This window comes from Mitsuokella multacida DSM 20544 (genome assembly GCF_000155955.1).
GTDB lineage: Bacteria > Bacillota > Negativicutes > Selenomonadales > Selenomonadaceae > Mitsuokella > Mitsuokella multacida.
Genome location: NZ_GG697142.2, coordinates 278,070 through 291,660, shown reverse-complemented (window position 1 = coordinate 291,660; position 13,591 = coordinate 278,070). Strand labels below are relative to the sequence as shown.

General features: G+C 60.7%; 13 protein-coding genes. All 13 read right to left on the bottom strand.

Going from position 1 to position 13,591, the window contains the following annotated elements:
• Positions 1-214: 214 nt before the first annotated feature.
• The gene (locus tag MITSMUL_RS08200) at positions 215-1,657 is read right to left on the bottom strand and encodes an Rne/Rng family ribonuclease (protein WP_005841678.1); all 1,443 of its coding nucleotides are present in this window, start codon (positions 1,655-1,657) and stop codon (positions 215-217) included.
• Positions 1,658-1,698: 41 nt separating this feature from the next.
• On the bottom strand, positions 1,699-4,344 hold the full coding sequence (locus MITSMUL_RS08195; protein ID WP_005841676.1) for a TIGR03960 family B12-binding radical SAM protein: 2,646 nt from the start codon (positions 4,342-4,344) through the stop codon (positions 1,699-1,701).
• An 80-nt stretch (positions 4,345-4,424) separates the two neighbouring features.
• Complete coding sequence (gene rodA / locus MITSMUL_RS08190) at positions 4,425-5,531, bottom strand: rod shape-determining protein RodA (RefSeq protein ID WP_005841673.1); 1,107 nt, start codon at positions 5,529-5,531, stop codon at positions 4,425-4,427.
• Between the two features lie 13 nt (positions 5,532-5,544).
• Positions 5,545-5,817: a cell division topological specificity factor MinE gene (gene minE / locus MITSMUL_RS08185; RefSeq protein ID WP_005841671.1), complete on the bottom strand. Its 273-nt coding sequence runs from the start codon at positions 5,815-5,817 to the stop codon at positions 5,545-5,547.
• Between the two features lie 12 nt (positions 5,818-5,829).
• Positions 5,830-6,621 carry a septum site-determining protein MinD gene (gene minD, locus MITSMUL_RS08180; protein WP_005841670.1) on the bottom strand — a complete coding sequence of 264 codons (792 nt, stop codon included), beginning with the start codon at positions 6,619-6,621 and terminating at the stop codon, positions 5,830-5,832.
• 11 nt (positions 6,622-6,632) lie between these two features.
• Positions 6,633-7,295, bottom strand: coding sequence for a septum site-determining protein MinC (minC, locus tag MITSMUL_RS08175; RefSeq protein WP_005841668.1), 663 nt, complete (start codon positions 7,293-7,295; stop codon positions 6,633-6,635).
• 73 nt (positions 7,296-7,368) lie between these two features.
• A complete protein-coding gene (mrdA, locus tag MITSMUL_RS08170; protein WP_040636314.1) occupies positions 7,369-9,153 on the bottom strand; it encodes a penicillin-binding protein 2 in 1,785 nt (594 codons plus the stop codon).
• Between the two features lie 81 nt (positions 9,154-9,234).
• The gene (gene mreD / locus MITSMUL_RS08165) at positions 9,235-9,729 is read right to left on the bottom strand and encodes a rod shape-determining protein MreD (protein WP_005841665.1); all 495 of its coding nucleotides are present in this window, start codon (positions 9,727-9,729) and stop codon (positions 9,235-9,237) included.
• Entirely contained in the window at positions 9,726-10,760 is a 1,035-nt protein-coding gene (mreC, locus tag MITSMUL_RS08160; protein ID WP_005841664.1) for a rod shape-determining protein MreC, read from the bottom strand. Before mreC ends, mreD begins: the two co-directional genes overlap by 4 nt.
• Positions 10,760-11,800 carry a rod shape-determining protein gene (locus MITSMUL_RS08155; protein ID WP_036373789.1) on the bottom strand — a complete coding sequence of 347 codons (1,041 nt, stop codon included), beginning with the start codon at positions 11,798-11,800 and terminating at the stop codon, positions 10,760-10,762. The genes mreC and MITSMUL_RS08155 overlap by 1 nt, the downstream gene beginning before the upstream one ends.
• Before the next feature lie 107 nt (positions 11,801-11,907).
• Positions 11,908-12,597 (bottom strand): RadC family protein, encoded by a 690-nt coding sequence (gene radC, locus MITSMUL_RS08150; RefSeq protein WP_040636072.1) that lies wholly within the window; start codon positions 12,595-12,597, stop codon positions 11,908-11,910.
• Entirely contained in the window at positions 12,563-13,156 is a 594-nt protein-coding gene (locus MITSMUL_RS08145) for a Maf family protein (RefSeq protein WP_005841660.1), read from the bottom strand. The genes radC and MITSMUL_RS08145 overlap by 35 nt, the downstream gene beginning before the upstream one ends.
• Positions 13,157-13,191: 35 nt before the next feature.
• Positions 13,192-13,464: a DUF4321 domain-containing protein gene (locus tag MITSMUL_RS08140; protein WP_244944584.1), complete on the bottom strand. Its 273-nt coding sequence runs from the start codon at positions 13,462-13,464 to the stop codon at positions 13,192-13,194.
• Positions 13,465-13,591: the final 127 nt, after the last annotated feature.

Below are 13,591 nucleotides of genomic sequence, written 5' to 3'. Positions count from 1 at the left end.
CATAATAGTAATAGAACTCTACACTTTAAGCGGCAACGACTTAAACTGCACTTACATTTTAATTAAGTCCTGCTAAAGAATATCATACTACAAATGTCCCCCCCCGGCAAGACAATTTATGCCACTTGTCCATGATTTCGGAAAATAAGCATAACAAAAAGTCCCTGCAGGCGCCATTTCGGTGAAAATGGTGCTTGCAGGGACTTTATTGCACTCAGCTCTGCTGCAGGATGGTGTAGTTCTCGGGATGCATGCCTGGCTTGACGGTGACTTTGATGTCGGTGCCGAACTCGGCGGCGAGGTTCATCATGAGCTGGTTGGCACGCAGCTCTTCGGCGACGGTCTCGTGGACTTCGATCTCGTAGCCCTCGCGCGCGTGGGACTTGCGCTCCATGCGGCGGATGTCGCGGCTGATGCGGATGGCAACGGTCTCCGGCGACTCGATGCGGCCGCGGCCGTGGCAGATGGGGCACTCGCTGTAGACGATGCTGTCGATGTTCTGGCGCGTCTTCTTGCGCGTAATCTCGACGAGGCCGAGGCTCGTGATGTCAACGATGTTCGTCTTCGTGCGGTCATGCTTGACCTGCTCGCGCATGTAGGTGAGCAGCTCTTCCTTCTGCGACTCTTTCTCCATGTCGATGAAGTCGACGATGATGATGCCGCCGATGTCGCGCAGCCGGATCTGCTTGAGAATCTCGGCGGCGGCCTCAAGGTTCGTCTGGTAGACGGTGTCGCCGAGGTTCGTCTTGCCGACGTACTTGCCCGTGTTGACATCGATGACGGTCAGCGCCTCGGTCTTGTCTATGACGAGGAAGCCGCCGGACTTGAGTTCGACCTCGCGTGCGCCGAGCTTCTCGATCTCCTCTTCGATGTGGTACGCCTTGAAGATCGGCGTCTTTGCCTCATAGAAGCGGATGCGGTCGACGAGCTCCGGCGAGTTGGCCTCGACGAGGCTGCGCACGCGCTGATACGCCTCCTCGTTGTCGATAACGAGCTCGTCGATGTCCGCTGTGAAGCGGTCGCGCACGAGGCGGATGATAAGGTCGGCATCGCGGTAGAGCAGCGCGGAGCCCTTCGTCCTCATCTTGTAGCGCGCGAGAATGGACTCCCAGAGCCGCACGAGGTAGCGCACGTCGGCGGCGAGGCTCTGCTCGCTCTGGCCAGCGGCGACCGTGCGGATGATAAGACCCATGCCCTTCGGACAGATGCGCTCGGCAATCGCGTGCAGCCGCGCGCGCTCCCCCTCATCCTCGATGCGGCGCGACATGCCGATGTAGGCGGCCGTCGGCATCAGGACAACATTGCGCCCTGGCAGGGAGATGTGCATCGTCGCACGCGGCCCCTTCGTGCCGATGGCGTCCTTGACAATCTGGATGGGCAGGCTCTGCCCGATGTGGATGCGCGCGTTCTGCGGCATGGACTCGATGGTCTCATGCGGCAGGCCGTCGCCGATGTACAGGAAGGCATTCTTGCCGGTGCCGATGTCGACAAAGGCGGCCTGCATGCCCGGCAGGACATTCTGCACGCGCCCCTTGTAGATGTTGCCGACGAGATGCGAATGCGAGGAACGCTCCATCTCCACCGCCTGCAGCTCGCCGTCTTCGAGCAGGGCCATGCAGGTCTCCTCCGGCACCATGTTCACGATGATCGATTTCATGACGTCACCTCACTCCAATCTATACGATATCCGCTCTTTGCTCAGACAAGGTCGATAAGCTTCTTGCCATTGCCGAAAATGCCTTGACGCTCAATGAGGGCCTCGGCCGGATTCACGGCGAGACCGAAGTCCTTGGCAATCAGCGCGAGGACTTCGAGCGGCTTGACGCTGCCCGACTGCGTGATGACGATGTCCATCGTCAGTCGGAGCTCGCCGTCCGCTACGGCAAAGGCGACGGGCTTCTTCATGTACTGCTTCGTCTCGATGTCGCGCGTCTTCTTGGGCGTCACGCGGTGCCAGACGGCCTCGCCCGCCTTGTTGTAGGCGTCGATGCTCCTCTGCGCTTCGGCCTCCGTGCCCGCAAATGGCACGCGCAGCTTGTAGATGGCCTCGTCGGCCTCCGACATCAGGGCCTTGTGCTTGCCCTTGATCTCGCGGAGCTTCAGGAGCTTCGCGCCCGGCGGCAGTTCCTTCTGCAGGCGGTCGAAGATCTCCGGCTGGCACAGCGGCTTCGTGAGCTCGAAGTCCATGTACTCCGAGGCGCTCGTGACGCCGAGCGAGAGGGCCGAGGCAAAGGCCACCTTCATGTGCGGGTTGAAGCCCTCCGAATAGGCCATCGGCAGCTTGGCGCGGTCGAAGGCGCGCAGGAAGAGGTTCGCGTAGTCGAGATGCGAGACGTAGCGAAGCTCCTCGCCCTTCGTGATCTCGGCGCGCCAAGCGTAGAGCGTGCGCGGGCGGCCGGGGCCTTTCGGGTCGTTTGCCGGTGCAGGCGTCGTCTCCGCTGTTTGCTGTTTCTCGACAACTGCCTTTTCCTGCTCTGACTCAAGGCGCGCGTCTTCCTGCTTCTTGTAGTCGATGACGTGTACGCCGAGGTTCGGGCAGATGCCGCAGGCCGTGCAGCGGCCGCGGCGGCAGTCCTCGGTCAGGCTCGCGTTCATCGCGTGGTGCCACTCGCGCAGCAGGAACTCCTGGTTGACGCCCGGCGAGGTGATGATCCACGGCAGCGGCTCATTGAAGTTGCGCGTGCGCAGGTTGTAGTAGCCCATGTCGACGCCGCACTTGCGGAACGCTTCGTGCCAGACGTCATCGCGGTAGAGGTCCGACCAGCCGTCGAACTTCGCGCCGTCCTGCCATGCCTGATGGAGCACCTTCGCGAGGCGGCGGTCGCCGCGCGCGAAGACGCCCTCGATGACGGAGAGGCGCGCATCGTGGTAGTTGAAGGTGATGGCGCGGTCCGTGATGTGCTCCTTGAGCAACTGCTGGCGGCGCTGGAACTCCTCGATGGGCAGCTGGCCGAACCACTGGAACGGCGTGTAGGGCTTCGGCACGAAGCAGGCGACGGAGATCGTGACCTTGCAGCCGCGCTTACCCTTGATCTTGGTGTAGAGGTCGACGACCTTCTTGGCGAGCTCGGCGATGCCGATGACGTCTTCGTCCGTCTCCGTCGGCAGGCCCATCATGAAGTAGAGCTTGACCTGCTTCCAGCCCTGTCGGAACGCGGCGCCGCAGGCCTTCATGAGGTTCTCCTCCGTCACGCCCTTGTTGATGACGTCGCGCAGGCGCTGCGTGCCCGCCTCCGGCGCGAACGTCAGGCCGGACTTCCTCACCTGCTGCATCTTGTGGGCGAGGTCGATGGAGAAGCTGTCAATGCGCAGGGACGGCAGCGAGAAGCTGACCTTCTCGTCGCGGAAGTCCGCCATGAGGTCGTCGACGAGTCGGCCGAGGCAGGAGTAGTCGGCCGACGACAGCGAGGTCAGGCTCATCTCGTCGTAGCCCGTCGCATCGACGAGGCCGCGGGCCATCTTGCGCAAGTTCTCCTCCGTGCGCTCGCGGGCCGGGCGGTAGCAGATGCCAGCCTGGCAGAAGCGGCAGCCGCGCGAGCAGCCGCGGAAGAGCTCGAGCATGATGCGGTTGTGCACGATGTCCATGTAGGGCACGATGGGATGCTCGACCGAGATGGCGTCATCCATGTCGCGGATGACGCGCTTGTAGATGACGGGCTTGGCCGCTTCCGCGAGCGGGCGCAGGTCCTTGTAGTTGCCTTCTTCGTCGTACTCTGGCTCGTAGAACGACGGCACATAGATGCCATCGGCCGAGAGCAGGCGCCGCAGGAAGCCCTTGCGGCCGCCCGGTCGGCCTGCCTTATCCCAAGCCATGAAGGCGTCCGACACCTCGACGATGGCCTCTTCGCCCTCGCCGACGATGAAGAAGTCGAAGAAGTCGGCCACTGGCTCGACGTTGTAGACGCATGGACCGCCGCCGACGATGAATGGCATGTCTTCACCGCGGTCCTTCGCATAGAGCGGGATGCCGGCGAGGTCGAGCATGTTGAGCACGTTCGTGTAGATCATCTCGTACTGCAACGAGAAGCCGACGAAGTCAAAGGAGGCGATCTCCGTCTTCGTCTCGAGCGAGAAGAGCGGCATCTTGCGCTTGCGCATCTCCTCCTCCATGTCTGTCCAGGGCGCGTAGACGCGCTCCGCCGCGATATCCTGCCGGCGGTTGAGCACTTCGTACAGGATGGCGAGGCCGAGGTTGCTCATGCCGACCTCGTAGACATCCGGCAGGGCCAGCGCCCAGGTGCAGTCGACCGCTGCATGGTCCTTGATAACGGCATTCCACTCGCCGCCCGTGTAGCGCGCTGGCTTCAGGACGGACTGCAGCACTTCGTGTTCGAGTCGTACCATTGGTTGATTTCCTCCGTATCTCAAAAAAAGCCTCCCCTCTCTCGGGACCGAAACAGGGAAGGCTGGGCCCTCTGGCCCATCTAAAAGACTAGTTTTTGTTTGCGCCGCTCGATGTTGAGCAGGATGGCGATCGACATGATGTTCGTCGTCAGCGAGCTGACACCATAGCTCATGAGCGGGAGCGGGATGCCGGTGACCGGCATGATGCCCATCGTCATGCCGACGTTGACGAGCACATGGAAGGCCAGCATCGAAGTGATGCCCGTGGCCAGCAGGCGGCCGAACGTGTCGCCCGCGTCGCGCGCCGTCACGACACCGCGCCAGAGCACGATGAGGTAGAGGAGCAGCAGGAACGTCACGCCGACGAAGCCGAGTTCCTCGCCGACGACGGCGAAGATGAAGTCGGTGTGGTTCTCCGGCAGGAAGTTCAGCTGGCTCTGCGTGCCGCCAAAGAGTCCTTTGCCGAAGAGCATGCCCGAACCGATGGCAATCTTGGACTGGATGATGTGATAGCCCGAGCCCAGTGGGTCGACGTTCGGGTTCATGAAGACCGTCAGGCGCATCTTCTGGTAATCCTTGAGGAAGTGCCAGAACAGCGGGAACGCCGCGATGCCTGCGGCGAAGATGCCGAGGAGCAGCTTCTTGTTGATGCCGGCGATGTAGACCATGCCGAAGAAGATGGCCATGAAGACGAGCGAAGTGCCAAGGTCCGGCTGCTTCAAGACCAAGAGGAACGGCACGCCGACATAGGCCGCGACGGGCACGAGGTCGCGTATCGTATTGAGGTGACCGATCTTATCGTCGAGCATCGTCGCGATCGAGATGATCATGATGAGCTTCGAGAACTCCGACGGCTGGATGCTGATTGGACCGATCGTGATCCAGCGCTGGGCGCCGAGTGCCGACTGGCCGACGAGCATGACGGCCACGAGCAGGATGAGGTTGAACACGTAGAGCTTGTTGCCGTATCCCTGCAGGACCTTGTAGTCAAAATTCATGAGGAAGGCCGCCAGGGCGACGTTTACGAGCGCAAAGATGCCCTGACGCTGGACGAACCAGTAGCGCTCCTCACTCGGTGTATTGATGTGCGTCGCACTGCCGATGATGACGAGGCTCATGATGATGATGGCCGCCGTCGCAGCAATGAGGATGTAGTCCGTTCGACGCAGATAACGTTTGTTCATCATTCCGTACGTCTTCTCACTTCTTTCCCGCGTCGTGCTTCATGCAGTTGACCGGGATATTCGCGACGAGCGCGACGGAGTTGTCGTCGTTCTCGAGCGAGATATCCATATCCTTCTGATTGATGTCCATGTAATTCGAGATGACCTTGATGATGTCATTCTTGAGATTGTCCATGACTTCCGGCGAGACATTGGCGCGGTCATGGATCAGCACGACCTTGAGGCGGTCATGCGCGATCTGCCCCGATCTCTCTTTCTTGCCAAAAATCTTCTTGACCAAATCCAGCATGCCTGTCCCCCCTTATGCTCCAAACACGCGGCGCTTGAGCCTCTGGAAGAAGCCCTCTTTCGGGAATTCCATGAACGGAATATCCTCGCCGCAGATGCGTCCGACGATGTTGCGGTAAGCCTGACCGGCCAGCGAGTGCTCCATCGTGATGCACGGCTCGCCCTTGTTGGTGCTCGTGACGACCATCTCGTCGTCCGGCACCTGGCCGATGCAGTCGATCGAGAGGATGTCGTTGATGTCGTTCATGTCGAGCATGTCGCCGCTCTCGACCATCTGCGGGCGGATGCGGTTGACGATGAGCTTGATGTCCTCTTTCTCGGCGCGCGAGAGCTCGCCGATGATCTTGTCGGCATCGCGGACGGCCGAGATCTCTGGCATTGTCACGACGATGGCCGTGTCAGCGGCGGCGATGGCCGTCTTGAAGCCCTGCTCGATGCCAGCGGGGCAGTCGATGAGGATGTAGTCGAACTCCTTGCGCAGGTCCTCGCAGAGCTTGACGAGCTGCTCTGGGTTGACGCTCGTCTTGTCCTTGACCTGCGAGGTCGGCAGTAGGAAGAGGGTCTCGTACTTCTTGTGGCGCACGAGGGCCTTCTTGTAGGGAACGCGGCCCTCTGCGACGTCGATGAGGTCGTACATGATACGGTTCTCGAGGCCGAGGAGCAGATCGAGATTGCGAAGGCCCGTATCCGTGTCGACGAGAACGACCTTCTTGCCGCGCATGGCGAGGCCGACGCCGAGATTTGCCGTCGTCGTCGTCTTGCCGACACCGCCCTTGCCCGAAGTGATTACATAAACTTTGCTCATACCCCTTATTCCTACCTTTCTATCGGTTCGATGACAATCTGCCCATCTTTTATCGAAGCGCGCTCGGCGCGCTCCGTCATCTCCATGTGGTCCGGCGAGCGCGCGATGAGGTTCGCGATGCGGATCTGCGTCGGCATCAGGTGATCGGCGATGATGAAGGAGTCCGTATCACCCGAGGCACCGGCGTGGACGAGGCCGCGGCAGGTGCCTCGGATGTCGATGCTGCCGCCCGCGATGATCTGCGCGCCGGGATTGACGTTGCCGCAGACGAGCACTGAGCTCGCCGTGCGGATCTCCTGGCCGCCGCGCAGCGTGCGGTTGACCACGACCATCTCCTGCACCTGCGGGTCCTTCTTGCGGGCCGCAGGCGAAGCAGTCTTCTGCTTCTTAGCGGCCGGAGCGGCAGGCTTTCCCTCAGCTGCCGCTGCATCTTCTGCCCCCATCGTCCTGCAGATCAGGCCGTGCTCGTGGAAGAGCTTCTGGAGTCTGGCAAGCTCCTCCTTCAAGAAGCGCTCGCGCGGCACGAGCACGAGCGTCCCGCGCAGGAAAAAGCCGGAGCCGGACTCGAGCTTCTGCTCGATGTGCTTCCAGATGTCATCAAAAGAGGCGCCCTCTGCAAAACTCAGCTGCAGTCCTTTTCTCCCGCCCTTGATCTTCACAATCTCATCATGCATAATGACTGCCGATTCTCCTCTCTATCTTATGACCTTACGACCCTTTATGACCTTGCAGCCCTGCGGCCACTCATCACTTCTTATCGCCGCTGTCCTGGTTGAGGCCAAAGGCTGCCTCGAGGATCTTGCGGCCAATCGGCACGGCCGACTGGGAACCGTAGCCGCCGTTCTCGACGATGACGGCCACGACGATATTCGGATTGTCGAACGGGCCATAGGCGACGAACCAGCCGTGATCGCGGCCCTGCGAGTTCTCCGCCGTACCCGTCTTGCCGGCGATGTCCACCGTGAAGCCGCGGAAGCTCGAAGCTGCCGTGCCGTACTTCGTGACGTCGTGCAGGCCGTCCTGGACGAGCTTGATGTCCTCTTCCGGCACGTCGAGCTGCGACAGGAGCTCCGGCTGGAAGTCCTTGACGACGCTGCCGTCCGGCGCGATGATACGGTTGACGACATGCGGCTTGTAGCGCTTGCCGTCGGCGGCAATCTCGCCCATGACCATCGCGGCCTGAAGCGGCGTCACGAGGTTGAAGCCCTGGCCGATGGCGGCATCGAAGGTCTCCGACAGGTACCACTCGCCGTCATCGAAGTTCTTCTCCTTGTAGCGGCGGTTGGCGACGAGGCCCGTTGCCTCGTACGGCAGGTCGATGCCTGTCTTTGCGCCAAGGCCGAACATGCGCGCGTACTTCTCGAGGCGGTCGATGCCGAGGCGGTTGCCCATCTCGTAGAAGTAGACGTTATCCGAGTGCGCGAGCGCCGTGCGGAAGTTCAGCCAGCCGAGGGCCTCGCCGTCGGCATTGCCCTTCGGGATGATCCAGTGATGGCCGGAGTCGAAGATCTGCTCGTCCGGCGTGACGACGCCCTCTGTCAGGGCAGCCGTACCCGTGACGATCTTGAAGGTAGAGCCCGGCGGGTACTCACCCGTGATGGTCTTGTTGTCCATCGGGTGGTACGGGTTATTGTTGAGCTGGTTCCAGTCCTTCGACGAGATGCCATGCGCGAAAAGGTTCGGGTCGAAGGCTGGACGGCTGACCATCGCGAGGATCTCGCCGGTCTGCGGATTCATGACGACGGCCGCCGCTGCGTGTGCACCGATCTGCGTGAGCTGCTCGTCGACGGCCTTCTCGGCCGCCTGCTGCAGGTTGATATCGATCGTGAGTTCGAGATCATCGCCCGGAATCGGCTCCTTGCGGCCGAGGATCTGCACAGGCTTGCCCGACACGTCGACCTCGACCTGCTGGCCGCCGTTCTCGCCGCGCAGCTCCTTGTCGTAGACCTTCTCGAGGCCGAACTTGCCGATGATGTCGCCGGACTTGTAGCCCTCGTCCTTCATCTTCTCGAGCTCAGTGTCGTTGATCTCACTGACGTAGCCGAAGGTATGCGCGCCCTCCTGCTTGAGGATGTAATCACGGATTGGCGTCACTTCGATGACGACACCGGGGTACTGGCTCTTTTGCTCCTCGATGATGGAGACGATGTCCGGCGTGACATCCGTCTTGATGCGGATGGGGTTGAAGCCGCTGTGGCCGGCAATCTTCGTCTTGATCTCATCTGTCGGCACCTTCAAAAGATCCGACAGGCGGTCGATGACATCATCCGAGATTGGCGCGGTCAGCGGCAGGAGCGAGACCGAGAAGCCCGGGCGATTCGTGACGAGCAGCTCGCCGTTGCGGTCGTAGAACGTGCCGCGCGGTGCCATCGACGGCACGATGCGGATGCGGTTGCCGTCCGCGAGGCCGGCGTAGTACTCCCCCTGATAGATCTGCAGGTAGGCAGCCCGCCCGATGAGAACGGCAATGACCAGGACCGATATGATCATCAAAGTCCGTAATCTGCTGTTGATTTCATCATTATCCAAAATCGAATCTCTCCCATAACGAAAGGCACCCCGCAAGGTGCCTTAATCATTGCCAAAACGTCTGCTGCCCCAGAGAGGCTGCTGTCATGCTTTCTTCCCGTACCGCTTGTCAAGCTCGTAGGCCAGACGGTGTACCGGATAAGCGAATACCAGCTGATAGATGAGCATCGGCAGGAGCGTGTACTGCATGTGGCCCATCAGATTAAAGCGATACCCTAATAATAGCATAAGTAACGCCAAAATAAAATAGTTCGCCGTCGTCACGACCAAAGAGGCAACGACCGGCAGGAAAAACTGCTCCTTGAATACCTGGTCGGAGAACTTGCCGACGCAGAAGCCGAGCACGAGGCGCGTGAACGCGTTCATGCCCAGGAAGGTCCCGCTCGCGAGGTCCTGCAGGAGTCCGACGGCAAAGCCGGAGAGCGCACCGACGCGCGCTCCCTTGAGGAAAGCCGTCGAGGTGACGAAGAGCAGCAAGAGGTCTGCCGTCACGCCATGATAGGCGATGAGCGGCAGCAGGGAGGTCTGGAGCGCGTAGAGGATGATGACGGCGAGTGCCGTCACGCCTGCATTCTTCATTGTGCGCTCCCCTCTCCGCTGTCCGCGCTGCTATCCGAACTGCTCGAGCCGTCCGAGCTGGAAGAATCGGACGAATCTTCATCGCCATTTGCAGCGGCAGCCTGCTCAGCAGCCTGGGCCGCCGGGTCTGTCTCCGTGCCCGGCGTCTGCGGCGGCGTCTTAAGTGGCTCTGGCGGCGCCTCGCGGGAAGCCGTGATGACCATGACGTCCTCGAGCTTCTGGAAGTCGACAGCCGGCTCGAGCACGGCAATCTTCAGCAGGCCGCCCTCATCGTTGCGCATCTCTGCAACGGTACCGACATTGAGCCCCTTCGGGTACACCCCGCCGAAGCCAGAGGTCACGACGACATCGCCCTCCTCAACATCTGCCGTCTTCGGGATATTGACCATGCGCGGCATGGTCGGGTTGTCCATATCGCCCTCGACGATGCCAGCGACGCGGGAATCCGCGCGCTGGACGAGCGTGCCGACCGACGAGCGCGGGTCGAGCAGAAGCTGGACCTTTGCGGAAGTCGGGCCGGCCTCGATGACGTGCCCGACGAGTCCCTTGTCCGTCACGACGGCCATGTCGACGTCAACGCCGTCGCGCGTGCCGCGGTTGATCTTGATGACGCTCGACCAGGTGGCCGACTCGCGGCCGATGACCCTTGCGGCGACAAGGTCGAACTGCGTCGCCGTCTGCTTGTAGCCGAGCAGCGCGCGCAGGCGCTGGTTCTCCGCATCGTACTCGCTCGCGTGGAGGTTCTGGATGCGGAGCTGCTCGACTTCATTGCGCAGCATCTTGTTCTGCTCGTGCATCGTGGCGATCTCCCAGACGTTGCTCGTCACGTAATTGAGCTGGCTGCCGACCCACGAGATCGCGCGCTGGAACGGCGTGAGCACGATGGAGACGGCCTGCTCCGCCACAGGAGCCTGGAAACGGCCCCGCGCCGAGAAAAAGATGATGCAGAAGAGGCTGATGAGCACAAAGATCAGGATCAGGATCTTCTTGCCCGTTCCCTTCTTATTATTCCTTCTGTATTTTCCACTCATCACTGTCTCAGCTTCTTCGAGGTCATGACAACACGCTTGAGGAGTTCGATGTTCTCAAGCGATTTGCCCGTGCCTTCACCGACACAGGACAGAGGATCTTCGGCTACGAGCACCGGCATGCCCGTCTCGTGTGCGAGCAGCTGGTCGAGGTTCTTGAGCAGTGCGCCGCCGCCCGTCATCATGATGCCATGGTCCATGACATCGGCTGCGAGCTCTGGCGGCGTCTTCTCGAGCGTTGCCTTGACGGCATCGACGATCTTGTAGATCGGCTCGCCGAGTGCCTCGCGGATCTCCTTCGCCTGGATCGTGATGGTCTTCGGCAGGCCGCTGACGAGATCACGGCCGCGGATGTCCATCGAGGTATCCGTCTCCGGCGTCACGATGGCCGTGCCGATGTTGATCTTGATCTCCTCAGCCGTGCGTTCGCCGATCATGAGGTTGTACATGCGCTTGATGTACTGGACGATGGCCGAGTCCATCTCGTCGCCGCCGATGCGGATGGAGCGGCTCGTGACGATGCCGCCGAGCGAGATGACAGCGATCTCCGTCGTGCCGCCGCCGATATCGACGACCATGTTGCCCGTCGCCTCTTCGACTGGCAGGCCGGCACCGATGGCAGCAGCCATCGGCTCCTCGATGAGGTATGCCTCACGCGCACCTGCCTGCTGGGCGGCATCGATGACGGCGCGCTTCTCGACTTCCGTTACACCAGAAGGAACGCCCACGACAACACGCGGGCGCACGAACGACTTCGTGTTCATCGCCTTGCGGATGAAATACTTGAGCATGGCCTGCGTCACATCAAAATCAGCAATGACACCGTCCTTCATCGGGCGGATGGCGACGATGTTGCCCGGCGTGCGGCCGATCATCTGCTTTGCCTCATCGCCGACGGCCAGGACGTCTCCCGTATCACTCTTTATGGCGACAACAGAAGGCTCACGCAGGACAATCCCCCTGCCTTTCACATGGACGAGCGTATTGGCCGTGCCAAGGTCAATACCCATATCGTGAGATAAACCACCAAAAAGACTCCACATTTTACTGATAAACTCCCTTCAGAATTTCCTTATCGAAACAATACATACCATTGTAACACATCTCATAATGGATTGTAATGGTAAAATAGGGGAACGTCAAGAATTATTCAAGAAATCATGCCTTTTTCCTTCAAACTCAGGAAGCGATTGTCTCCGAGGATGATGTGGTCAAGGACGGGGATGTCGAGGATGCGCCCCGCCTTGACGAGCCGATCTGTGATGGCGAGGTCCTCGCGGCTCGGATTCGGGTCCCCGCTCGGGTGATTGTGCACGAGGATCATCGAGGCCGCCGCATAGCGGATGGCCATCGCGAAGACCTCGCGCGGATGCACGACGGAGGCCGACAGGCTGCCGATGGAGACATCCCGCAGCCCGAGGATGTGGTTCTTCGTGTTGAGCAGCAGCACGGCGAAGTGCTCCTTCTGCTCGTAGCGCAGATGCGGCATGACGTAGTGCGCCGCATCCTCCGGACCGTGGACGATCTGGACCTTCTCGGCTGCTTTCTTTGCGAGGCGGCGGCCGAGCTCGACGGCCGCGAGGATGCTCGCCGCCTTCGACGGGCCGATGCCGTGGATGCCCGCGAGGTCCGCCACCGACGTGTGCACGATGGAAGCGATGCCACGCTCCTTGAACTTGCCGAGCACGGATTCTGCGAGGTGCAGGACCGATTGCTCGCGCGTCCCCGTATGCAGCAGCACGGCGAGGAGTTCTGCATTGCTCAGGGCATCCGCCCCATACGCGATGAGCTTCTCACGCGGCCGCTCATCCCTTGGTAGATCTCGAACCATGATTGTCATAAAGATTCACGCCTGCCTTTCCGGCAAGCCGGCAGACCGCGTAGAGAGGCAGGCCGACGACGTTGGAGAACGAGCCTGCAATCGACTCGATGAACCTCGCCGCCCGTCCCTGGATGGCATACGCCCCCGCCTTGTCGAGCGGCTCTCCCGTCTCGACGTAGGCGGCAATCGCTTCGTCTGTCATCGGAGCAAAGAAGACGCGCGTCGTCTCGACATCCGTGAAGACCTCGTCTCCACGGACCCAGGCAATGCCCGTCGCGACCTCATGCTCCCTGCCCGCCAATGCCTTGAGCATCGCCTTTGCCTCTTTCGCATCATGCGGCTTGCCATACACCCTGCCGTCGAGGAAGACGATGGTGTCGGCACCGAGCACGGGATGCCCGGGATTTTCCTTCGCCACAGCCTTTGCCTTGCGGACGGCGTTTTCCACTACGATCTCAGCAGGTGCCAGATTGCCGCCAGTCACTTCCTCCACCGAAGCGACCTTCACCTCAAAGCTGGCGTCGATCTGCTGCAGGAGTTCCCTGCGACGCGGCGACGCAGATGCCAGAATAAACATGATATCCTTCCTTTCTCATCTTCTTGCACAATCCCTCAGTAGCGGCGATAGAGGACGATGGCCAGGATGATACCGAGCATGCTCATGAGATTGGGCATGAAGGCAAGGCCGACCGTCAACTTGATCACGTAGAGGTTGATCGTCACGGGTGCCATATCGAAGACCGGGGATGACGTCACGAGGAATGGCATGACGCCCGCCAGCGACGGCACATTCTTCAATACCTCACCGAGTATGCCGCCGAGTATCGCACCGATGATCACGAACAGGATACACATGCCATATCCACGTCCACCAAACTTAGACAAGAGAACCCCTCCAAATCATAAAAATGTCTACTACCTTATCTATTCTTTCCCCATGCGCGAAATCCTGCCAGGAGGCAGCGCTGCCACATAAAAAACCGGCCCACGAAGGGCCGGTCTAGTACAGAGA

Bases quoted from the DNA above. Each gene is read 5' to 3' on its own strand.
- MITSMUL_RS08200 (WP_005841678.1), bottom strand. From the start codon at position 1,657: ATGAAATCGATCATCGTGAACATGGTGCCGGAGGAGACCTGCATGGCC.
- MITSMUL_RS08195 (WP_005841676.1), bottom strand. From the start codon at position 4,344: ATGGTACGACTCGAACACGAAGTGCTGCAGTCCGTCCTGAAGCCAGCG.
- rodA (WP_005841673.1), bottom strand. From the start codon at position 5,531: ATGATGAACAAACGTTATCTGCGTCGAACGGACTACATCCTCATTGCT.
- minE (WP_005841671.1), bottom strand. From the start codon at position 5,817: ATGCTGGATTTGGTCAAGAAGATTTTTGGCAAGAAAGAGAGATCGGGG.
- minD (WP_005841670.1), bottom strand. From the start codon at position 6,621: ATGAGCAAAGTTTATGTAATCACTTCGGGCAAGGGCGGTGTCGGCAAG.
- minC (WP_005841668.1), bottom strand. From the start codon at position 7,295: ATGCATGATGAGATTGTGAAGATCAAGGGCGGGAGAAAAGGACTGCAG.
- mreD (WP_005841665.1), bottom strand. From the start codon at position 9,729: ATGAAGAATGCAGGCGTGACGGCACTCGCCGTCATCATCCTCTACGCG.
- mreC (WP_005841664.1), bottom strand. From the start codon at position 10,760: ATGAGTGGAAAATACAGAAGGAATAATAAGAAGGGAACGGGCAAGAAG.
- MITSMUL_RS08155 (WP_036373789.1), bottom strand. From the start codon at position 11,800: ATGTGGAGTCTTTTTGGTGGTTTATCTCACGATATGGGTATTGACCTT.
- radC (WP_040636072.1), bottom strand. From the start codon at position 12,597: ATGACAATCATGGTTCGAGATCTACCAAGGGATGAGCGGCCGCGTGAG.
- MITSMUL_RS08145 (WP_005841660.1), bottom strand. From the start codon at position 13,156: ATGTTTATTCTGGCATCTGCGTCGCCGCGTCGCAGGGAACTCCTGCAG.